General features: G+C 73.8%; 10 protein-coding genes. 6 read left to right on the top strand and 4 right to left on the bottom strand.

Going from position 1 to position 8885, the window contains the following annotated elements:
• Positions 1–73 precede the first annotated feature (73 nt).
• The 3 genes from ACWGSR_RS33850 to ACWGSR_RS33840 all read right to left on the bottom strand — a co-directional run bounded on the left by ACWGSR_RS33850 (position 74) and on the right by ACWGSR_RS33840 (position 2268).
• Entirely contained in the window at positions 74–229 is a 156-nt protein-coding gene (locus tag ACWGSR_RS33850; RefSeq protein ID WP_453572504.1) for a hydrophobic protein, read from the bottom strand.
• 119 nt (positions 230–348) lie between these two features.
• Entirely contained in the window at positions 349–1698 is a 1350-nt protein-coding gene (locus ACWGSR_RS33845) for a carboxyl transferase domain-containing protein (RefSeq protein WP_453572502.1), read from the bottom strand.
• Between the two features lie 111 nt (positions 1699–1809).
• Positions 1810–2268: a Crp/Fnr family transcriptional regulator gene (locus tag ACWGSR_RS33840; protein WP_062759927.1), complete on the bottom strand. Its 459-nt coding sequence runs from the start codon at positions 2266–2268 to the stop codon at positions 1810–1812.
• Positions 2269–2529: 261 nt separating this feature from the next.
• On the opposite strand from ACWGSR_RS33840, the gene ACWGSR_RS33835 reads away from it, so the two are divergent.
• From ACWGSR_RS33835 to ACWGSR_RS33820, 4 genes are read left to right on the top strand one after another with little or no spacing between them, the layout of a single operon-like run.
• Positions 2530–3285: an amino acid ABC transporter ATP-binding protein gene (locus tag ACWGSR_RS33835; protein WP_376241092.1), complete on the top strand. Its 756-nt coding sequence runs from the start codon at positions 2530–2532 to the stop codon at positions 3283–3285.
• Between the two features lie 40 nt (positions 3286–3325).
• A complete protein-coding gene (locus ACWGSR_RS33830) occupies positions 3326–4174 on the top strand; it encodes a glutamate ABC transporter substrate-binding protein (RefSeq protein WP_376241094.1) in 849 nt (282 codons plus the stop codon).
• Positions 4175–4184: 10 nt separating this feature from the next.
• Positions 4185–4850, top strand: a complete 666-nt coding sequence (locus ACWGSR_RS33825; RefSeq protein ID WP_453572498.1) for an amino acid ABC transporter permease — start codon at positions 4185–4187, stop codon at positions 4848–4850.
• Positions 4847–5788 carry an amino acid ABC transporter permease gene (locus ACWGSR_RS33820; protein ID WP_376241098.1) on the top strand — a complete coding sequence of 314 codons (942 nt, stop codon included), beginning with the start codon at positions 4847–4849 and terminating at the stop codon, positions 5786–5788. The genes ACWGSR_RS33825 and ACWGSR_RS33820 overlap by 4 nt, the downstream gene beginning before the upstream one ends.
• A 22-nt stretch (positions 5789–5810) precedes the next feature.
• Here the strand turns inward: ACWGSR_RS33820 and ACWGSR_RS33815 are convergent, their stop codons facing one another.
• Entirely contained in the window at positions 5811–6179 is a 369-nt protein-coding gene (locus ACWGSR_RS33815; protein WP_376241100.1) for a hypothetical protein, read from the bottom strand.
• Between the two features lie 135 nt (positions 6180–6314).
• Between ACWGSR_RS33815 and sigJ the strand changes: the two genes are divergently transcribed.
• Positions 6315–7229 (top strand): RNA polymerase sigma factor SigJ, encoded by a 915-nt coding sequence (gene sigJ, locus ACWGSR_RS33810; RefSeq protein WP_453572495.1) that lies wholly within the window; start codon positions 6315–6317, stop codon positions 7227–7229.
• A gap of 113 nt (positions 7230–7342) precedes the next feature.
• Positions 7343–8885 (top strand): ATP-binding protein (locus ACWGSR_RS33805; protein WP_453572492.1); only part of this gene is annotated, 1543 nt, incomplete at its 3' end.

Genomic DNA, 8885 nt, shown 5'->3' with positions numbered 1-8885 from the left:
GTCCCGGACGGTGACCGTCCGGGACACGGCACGAGCGCTTTCGTCGATTCCGCTCACCGGGCTCACCAGGGGCTCACCAGCGGTACCAGCGGCCGCTGCCGCTCCGCATGAAGAAGCCGAGCACCCAGAGCACGAGCAGGGCGATGGCGATGTACCAGAGCACCTCGATCGCGAAGCCCGCGCCGAACAGGACCAGGATCACCAGGAGGACGAGGAGAAGGGGGACCATGACGTCACCTCCGTCGTTCACGGTGGCGTCCGGCGCTCGTCCGCCCGGACAGCCGCTACCCGGCCCCTGCCCGTTTCCCCCGCCGCCATGCGCCGCCGCGCGTTCCCGCGAACGCGTTCCTACGACCCGGGCCGGTGCTCCACCACGCCCCGGGCGATCCCGAGGTCGACGAGGTCGCGCGGCCGCAGCCGCAGCGCGTCGGCCGTCGCACCGGCCTCTCCGGGCGCGCGCTTGAGGATGGCCGCGGCGGCCTCGGGCGCGATGACGGAGAAGTACGCGTCCGGGGTGACCCAGGTGTTCCCCGGGGCGGCGAGCGCGAGCGCCCCGCCCGAGCCGCCCTCCCCGACGAGCAGCGAGGTCAGCGGGGTCCGCGCGCCCGCGACGGCGGCGAACAGGTCCGCGATCGCGCTGCCCGCGCCCGAACGCTCCGCCTCCGCGTCGTTGGCGGCCCCCGGGGTGTCGATCAGGGTGAGCACCGGGACGCCGAGGCGGCCGGCGAGGCGCACCAGCCGGGCGGCGGTGCGGAAGCCGGCCGGGCGGGTCGCGGTGCCGCACTGCGCGGCGTAGGCGACGGTGCGCCCGTCGGGGAGCCGCCCGAAGCCGCACCGCACGCCCGGGTCGACACCGCCGCAGCGGTCGCCGGAGATCTCCTCGCGGAGGGTGAAATGGGCGTCGAGGTACGCGTCGGCCCGGGGCCGTTCGGGGTGTCGGGCCCGCGCCACGGCCTCCCGGCCGCTCGCCGTGGGCGCCGCGCCGGGGTCGCCGAGCGCGTACGGCGGCGGGACCGGGCCCTCGGCCGGGCGGGTGAGCAGGGACAGCCAGCGCCCGAGGACGCCGCGCAGCGCCTCCGGCGGCACGATCGCGTCGACGTGCCCGTGCGCGAGCTGCGCCTCGGCGGTGTACGCGGCGGGGTCCGCGTCCGGCGGCCGCACCCGGGAACCGGCGAAGGCGACCTGCGCGCCCGGCAGGGCCAGGACGACGTCCGAACCCGCGCCGAGCGTGGCCCAGCCGCCCCCGGTCGTCGGATCCCGCAGGACCGCCACCTGCGGCAGCCCGGCGGCCCGGGTCAGCTCCGACTCGCGGGCCAGGTGCTGGAGCTGGAGCAGGGCCCGCATGCCCTCGTGCATCCGGCTGCCGCCGGTGGCCGGCAGGACCACCACGGGCAGCCGCCGCTCCCGGGCCAGGGCGTGGGCCGCGACGGCCCGCGCCCCCGTCCGCTCCCCGAGGGAACCGCCGAGGAACCGGAACTCGAAGGAGATCAGCACCACCTCCACCCCGCCCACCGTGCCCGTCCCGCAGACCACCGACTCGGTCTCGCCGGTCCGGGCGGCGGCGCGGGCGTGCGCGGCGGAGTAGCCGGACCAGCCGATCGGCCCGTCACCGGTCAAGGGGCCTTCGTCGAAGGGAAGTTCGGTGAACTCGTCGGCCACCAGGGCGAGCGCCCCGCGTGCCGTCGTCGGGTCGGTCATGCGGGCCTCACAGCCGGTCGCGGGTACGGGGACGCGTACGGGTGGATCAGCGGTGCGCCCCACCGTACCGCCCGGTCCCGCACCGCCCCGGGGCGGCTCCGCGGACCGGCCTCAGGCCATGATCCCGCTGCCGTGCGGGGCGTACAGGTCCAGGAGCCGGACCCGGGTCACCTGGAGGCGGTGCGCCAGGATCGAGCCCAGCCAGAACAGGACCGAGGCGCCGAACTCCGGATCGGAGCGGCACATCGACCGGACGGCCGGGGCGTTGAACTCGTACGCCCGCACCGGTGTCATCGCCTCGGCCCCCGACTGGCACAGGTACGGCGGGAACATCCAGGAGAGGCCGACCAGCTCGCCGTGGTGCAGGGTCTCGATCACGGGCGACCCGCGCCCCGGCACCCGCGCGTCGAGCGTCACCGCGCCCGTCTTCACGATCCAGAAGCGATCGGCGTGCTGCTGCTCCTCGAAGAGGCGGTGGCCGGACTCGAAGTACACGTCCTCGGCGAAGGCCATCAGGCGCTCCCGGTGCTCCGGGGGCAACGTGCTGACCTTGGGCGTGGCACTGCTCATGGCGGACCCTCCTCGCACACTCGACTCCCACCCCCAGTGTCGGCCAAGGAGCCGCCGCGCGCGCAGGCTCGGACCGCCGGTCACGCCCCGGCGAACGCCTCCTCACCCTCCGTGCGCCCCCGCCCGGCGAGGGCGGGTCCGGCGTGCGCGGGTCCTGCGGAGGGCGGAGCATGAACGTGAGGAGGGAGCCGCCGAGCGGGGGTGGTGCGACCCGGAACGGGGGGCGTGACCCGAAGCGGGGGCGTGACCCAGGAGGGTGCCATGCCCGTCCCGGACGGCGGCGACGCGCTCGTGGTGCTGCGCGGGGTCGACAAGCACTTCGGCACCCTGCACGTCCTGCGCTCCATCGACCTCACGGTCCACCGGGGCGAGGTCGTCGTGGTCGTCGGCCCCTCCGGCTCCGGCAAGTCGACGCTGTGCCGCGCGATCAACCGCCTGGAGACCGTCGACGCGGGCGAGATCGTCGTCGACGGACGGCCCCTGCCGGCCGAGGGGCGCGAACTGGCGGCCCTCAGGGCCGACGTCGGCATGGTCTTCCAGTCCTTCAACCTCTTCGCGCACAAGACCGTCCTCGGCAACGTCACCCTGGGGCAGATCAAGGTCCGCAAGAAGGACCGGAAGGAGGCCGAGGAACGGGCCCGCGCCCTCCTCGACCGGGTCGGGGTCGCCTCGCAGGCGGACAAGTACCCCGCCCAGCTCTCCGGGGGCCAGCAGCAGCGCGTGGCCATCGCCCGCGCCCTCGCCATGGATCCGAAGGTGATGCTCTTCGACGAGCCGACCTCCGCGCTCGACCCCGAGATGATCAACGAGGTCCTGGAGGTCATGCGGCAACTGGCCCGGGACGGCATGACGATGGTGGTCGTCACCCACGAGATGGGTTTCGCCCGCTCCGCCGCCCACCGGGTCGTCTTCATGGACGACGGGAGCATCGTCGAGGCGACGACCCCGGACGAGTTCTTCGGCGCCCCGCGCAGCGAGCGCGCCAAGGACTTCCTCTCCAAGATCCTCCACCACTGAGCAAGCACCGGGCCGAGGCCCGGCCGAAAGACCCCCTGGGGTGATCCTCATGAACCCGCTCAGGACCGGCAGGTCCCTCACGGCCGCCGCCGCGGCCGTCGTCCTCTCCCTCACCTCCGCCGGATTCGCGAACGCCGCCGTCCCCCGCGACCACGGGGAGGACGAGATCACCGTCGGCATCAAGTTCGACCAGCCCGGCATCGGCCTGAAGACCCCCGACGGCACGTACACCGGCTTCGACGTCGACGTGGCGACCTACGTCGCCAGGGAACTCGGCCACGACCCGTCGACCATCGTGTGGAAGGAGGCCAAGAGCGCCGACCGCGAGACGCTGCTCCAGCGCGGCGACGTGGACTTCATCGCGGCCTCGTACTCGATCAACGACGAACGGGCGCAGAAGGTCGACTTCGCCGGCCCCTACCTCCTCGCCCACCAGGACGTCCTGACCCGCGCCGACGACGACTCGATCAAGCAGCCGTCCGACCTCAACGACAAGAAGCTCTGCTCGGTCACCGGCTCCACCTCCGCGCAGAACGTCAAGACGAAACTCGCCCCCGACGCCCAGCTCCAGGAGTACGGCGGCTACTCCGAGTGCCTGACCGGCCTGGAGAACGGCGTCATCGACGCCGTCACCACCGACGACTCGATCCTCGCCGGGTACGCCTCGCAGAGCGAGTTCAAGGACAAGTTCAAGCTCGGCGGCTTCAAGATGAGCAACGAGAACTACGGCATCGGCGTCCAGAAGGGCAGCGACCTCAAGGAGAAGATCAACACGGCCCTGGAGAAGATGGTCGCCGACGGCTCCTGGGACGCGGCGGTGGAGAAGAACTTCGGCCCGGCCGGCTACCGGAACGAACCCGCCCCGAAGATCGGCGTCGTCGTGAAGTGAGCGGGCCGCCGTGTTCGACTTCCTCCAGGGGTACGACCTGCTCGGAGCCTTCTGGGTGACGGTGCGGCTCACCGTCTACTCCGCGATCGGCTCCCTGGTCTGGGGGACGCTGCTGGCCGCCATGCGGGTCAGCCCCGTCCCCCTCATGCGGGGCTTCGGCACCGTCTACGTCAACGTCGTCCGCAACATCCCGCTCACCGTCATCATCGTCTTCACCTCGCTCGGCCTCTTCCAGACCCTCGGGGTCGACATGGGCGCCGAACGGTTCACCACCATCAACTTCCGCCTCGCCGTCCTCGGACTCACCGTCTACACCAGCGCGTTCGTCTGCGAGGCGCTCCGCTCCGGCATCAACACCGTGCCCCTCGGACAGGTCGAGGCCGCCCGCGCCATCGGCCTGAACTTCCCCCAGGTCCTGCGCATCATCGTGCTCCCGCAGGCCTTCCGCTCCGTCGTCGGCCCGCTCGCCAACGTCCTCATCGCCCTCACCAAGAACACCACCGTGGCCGCCGCCATCGGCGTCGCCGAAGCGGCCCTGCTGATGCGGGAGATGATCGAGAACGAGGCCCAGCTCATCCTGGTCTCGGCGATCTTCGCCGTCGGCTTCCTCTGCCTCACCCTGCCCACCGGCCTGTTCCTCGGCTGGGTGGCCAAGAAGGCGGCGGTGAAGCGATGAGGGGCCGGAGCGGGCGGGGACGGCCGCGGAAGGACAGCCCCACCGTCCTCTACGACGCCCCCGGGCCGCGCGCCCGCCGCCGCAACCTCCTGTGGACCCTGCTCTTCCTGGCCGCGCTCGCCGCCGTGGCGTGGTGGGTGGCCGCGGGCCTCGCCGACAAGAACCAGCTCGCGTGGTCCAAGTGGGCGCCCTTCTTCACGGACGCCCGCGTCTGGGAGACGTACGTCCTGCCCGCCCTGAAGAACACCGTGATCGCCGCCGCGCTCTCCATGGCGATCGCCCTGCCCCTCGGCGCCCTCCTCGGCGTCCTCCGCCTCTCCGACCACCGCGCCGTGCGCGGCGCGGCCGGCACCGTCGTCGAGTTCTTCCGGGCGATCCCCGTCCTCATCCTGATGCTCTTCGCGAACGCCGCCTACTCCGAGTTCACCGGCATCAGCCCGGACACCCGGCCCCTCTACGCCGTCGTCACCGGCCTCGTCCTCTACAACGCCTCGGTCCTCGCGGAGGTCGTCCGCGCCGGCATCCTCTCCCTCCCCGCCGGCCAGACCGACGCGGCCGAGGCCATCGGCATGCGCAAGGGCCAGACCATGGCGTACGTCCTCCTGCCGCAGTCGGTCACCGCCATGCTGCCCGCCCTCGTCAGCCAGCTCGTCGTCATCGTCAAGGACACCGCGCTCGGCGGCGCGATGCTCGGCTTCTCCGAACTCCTCGCCTCGGTCCGCCCGATGAGCGCCAACTACGGGGCCAACACGATCGCCTGCTTCACCGTCGTCGCCGTGATCTTCGTGATCCTCAACTTCGCGCTCACCACCTTCGCCTCCCGGCTCGAAGGACGCCTGCGGCGCGGCAAGAGGTCCTCGGGCGCGGTCGTCGGCGCCGACGCGGTGGAGGAACTGGCCGTGCCGGGCGAGCACGGGGACCGCCCGGGGAACCCCTGAGGCGGCGGGGCGGCACGGGCCCTCAGCGCCGGGCGAGCGCCAGCACGCTCAGACCGAACATCAGGACCCCCAGCGGGACGTGGACCGCCGGGACGTGCGCGATGCCGACCACCACCTGGACCGAGGCGAGGACGAGGAAGCCCGACGCGTGCCACACGGGCCGGAGCGGGCCGCCGCCCGGCTTCCACGCCAGCACCGCCGCGAGCACGTACAGCATCGACGCCCCGTACATGACCCGGGAACCGACGTCGTGCAGCGTCCCTCCGTGGGACGAGGTCAGCAGCAGCCCGGCGGAGACCGCCTGGAGGAAGAGCGTCAGGGTCTGCAGGAGGATCGCGGTCCTCAGGAAGGAGAAGCCGCGCTCCGCGTGTGCCGTCACCTGGGTGGTCATGTCACAGTCCCCTTTTCCGCCCCGGGCTTCCCGCCCCCGGGCAGTGGATCGATAAGGTCTCACCCGTTCGACGACGCGGGCCCGCGAAAGGTAAGGCGGGGGCCGCGAAGGTACGACGAAGGGGGCGGCCGGGGCATGGGGACCGTGGGGACCGGCACGGACGGCACGGCCGGTGAGCGAGGACGGCTGATCAACGTCGCCTACCGGCTGCTCGGTTCGGTGACCGAGGCCGAGGACGCCGTACAGGACGCCTACGCGCGCTGGTACGGGCTGCCCCGGAGCCGCCGGGAGGAGATCCTGTCCCCGGGGGCCTGGCTGACGACGGTGACCGGCCGCATCTGCCTGGACCTGCTCGGCTCGGCACGGGCCCGCCGCGAACGCTACGTCGGCGCCTGGCTGCCCGAGCCGCTGCCCGACCGCGCCGAGTGGGACCGCGCGGGCTCCTCCGCAGGCCCCGGGGACCCCGCCGACCGGATCGTCCTGGACGAGTCGGTGGCCATGGCCTTCCTCGTCGTCCTGGAGTCGATGACGCCCGCCGAGCGGGTGGCGTTCGTCCTGCACGACGTCTTCCGGTACCCGTTCGCCGAGATCGCGGGCGTCCTCGGCCGGACCCCCGCCGCCTGCAAGCAGCTGGCGTCCTCCGCCCGGCGGCGGGTGGACACCGCGCACGGCCCGGCACCGGCGACCGGCCGGGCCGACGTGGTGCGACACGTCAAGGAGGCGTGGGAGACCAAGGACATCGCCGCCCTGGTCGGCCTCCTCGACCCGGCCGCCGTGATGACCGCCGACGGCGGCGGCATGGTCGGCACCGTCCTGCTCCCGGTCGAGGGCGGTACGCGCATCGCCCGGTACATGGTGGCCATCGCCGACAGGGCGCCGGGCCTCGAACTCCTGGAGCGGTCGGTCAACGGCGTGCCCGGCCTGGTGGCCCGGAAGGACGGCGCCGTCGTGACCGTGGCCGCGTTCGACGTCGCCGACGGGCGCGTCGCCAGGATCTGGGTGGTCCGCAACCCGGAGAAGCTGCGGCCGTGGGCGGGGGACGGATCGTAGGAGGGCGACGGATTGCGGACGTGCGACGGATCGCAGGCGCGCGACGGATCGTGGGTGCGTAACGAAGCGCCCGGAGGCACCCGTTCGGGGGACATATGAGGGACACTGCTTCCGTGCGTGGACATCTGCCGGACGAGAACCCCGGTTTCGTGGGACGCCGCACGGAACTGGAGCGCGTCTCCGCCGCGTTGGCGGAGCACCGCCTCGTCACCGTGACCGGCGTCGGGGGAGTCGGGAAGACCCGGCTCGCGCTGCGCGCCGCACACCGGGCCGCCGAGGGGTACCCGGACGGGGCCTGGTGGACCGACCTCGGCCAGCTCGACGGCGAGCGGCTGCTCGTCGCGCTCGTCGCCGACTCCGTGGACCTCGCCGACCACACCCCCGGCACGGCCGCCACCGGCCTCTGCCGCCGCCTCGCCGCCGACCGGCTGCTGCTCGTCCTGGACTCCTGCGAGCACCTGGCCGAACCCTGCGCCCGGCTCGTCGCCGAACTCCTCGCCGCCGCCCCCGGCCTCACCGTCCTCGCCACCAGCCGCCGGCCCCTCGGCGTCGCGGGCGAGGAGACGATCGCCCTCGACCCGCTGCCGCCCGCAGGGCCGGACGCCCTGGCCCTGCTGCGCCGCGCCGCCGGGGAGGACTTCCCCGCCGCCGGACCCGCCGGCGAGATCTGCGTACGCCTGGAGGGCATCCCGCTCGCCCTCGAACTCGCCGCCGCCCAGATCCGCCTCCAGGGCGCCGAAGCCGTGCGCGACCAGCTCGGTTCCCGCCTCGACGCCGCGCCCGGGGCCCGCTTCGACCTGCTCGCCCACACCGAGCGGGTCTGGCCCAGCCGCCACCAGACCCTGCGCGCCGCCATCGGCTGGAGCCACGAGCTGAGCACCCCGCTCGAACGCCTCCTCTGGGCCCGGCTCTCCGTCTTCCGGGGCCCCTTCGACCTCGCGTCCGCGACCGCCGTGTGCACCGGCGGCCCGCTGGACCGCGCGACCCTGCCGGAGGCGCTCGACGGACTCGTCCGCTCCTCCGTGGTCCGCCCGCCCGACGCCGCCGGACGCCACCGGATGCTCGACACGATCCGCGAGTACGGGGCGACCTGGCTGGACCGCACCGGCGAGGCCGGAGCCGTCGCCGACCGGCACGCCGCCCACTTCCGGGGCCTGGCCCGCCGGGCCGAGACCGAGTGGCACGGCGCCCGCCAGCTCCGCTGGTACCGCACCGTCGACGCCCACCACACCGATCTGCGCACCGCCCTGGACCGGCTCCTGCGCACCGACCCCGACGCCGCCCTCGACCTCGTCGGCTCGGTCGCCTTCGCCTGGTCCTGCCGGGGCCGCCTCCGCGAGGCCCGCGACGGCCTCGAACAGGCCCTGCTCCTCGCCGAGGCCCGCGGCCGCGCCCGCGCCCGCGCCCTGTGGGCCCTCGGCGTCACCCTCGTCCTCCAGGGCGAGTTCGGCCCCGCCCAGGACGTCAGCGAGCGCTGCGCCCGCGAGGCCCGGCACGCCGAATACGCCGAACACACCGGGAGTGCGGAGCAGGGTGAGGTGGCCCGCCCGGGCCCGCCCCGCGGCCCGAACCCCCGACCCCCCGCCCCCCCCCCCCCCCCCGCCCCCGGGGGATATAAAACAAGTGCGCGTCCCGCCCCAAGGGGGGGGTTGTTCT

The sequence above is a fragment of the Streptomyces sp. NPDC055632 genome, from assembly GCF_053618675.1.
The sequence above is the reverse complement of the archived record's forward strand: the minus strand, read 5'-3'. Positions and strand labels throughout refer to the sequence as shown.

What these genes read in the sequence shown, in the direction of transcription:
- ACWGSR_RS33840 (WP_062759927.1), bottom strand. Translation starts at nt 2,268, where the DNA reads ATGAGCAGTGCCACGCCCAAGGTCAGCACGTTGCCCCCGGAGCACCGG.
- ACWGSR_RS33850 (WP_453572504.1), bottom strand. Translation starts at nt 229, where the DNA reads ATGGTCCCCCTTCTCCTCGTCCTCCTGGTGATCCTGGTCCTGTTCGGC.
- sigJ (WP_453572495.1), top strand. Translation starts at nt 6,315, where the DNA reads ATGGGGACCGTGGGGACCGGCACGGACGGCACGGCCGGTGAGCGAGGA.
- ACWGSR_RS33820 (WP_376241098.1), top strand. Translation starts at nt 4,847, where the DNA reads ATGAGGGGCCGGAGCGGGCGGGGACGGCCGCGGAAGGACAGCCCCACC.
- ACWGSR_RS33835 (WP_376241092.1), top strand. Translation starts at nt 2,530, where the DNA reads ATGCCCGTCCCGGACGGCGGCGACGCGCTCGTGGTGCTGCGCGGGGTC.
- ACWGSR_RS33845 (WP_453572502.1), bottom strand. Translation starts at nt 1,698, where the DNA reads ATGACCGACCCGACGACGGCACGCGGGGCGCTCGCCCTGGTGGCCGAC.
- ACWGSR_RS33815 (WP_376241100.1), bottom strand. Translation starts at nt 6,179, where the DNA reads ATGACCACCCAGGTGACGGCACACGCGGAGCGCGGCTTCTCCTTCCTG.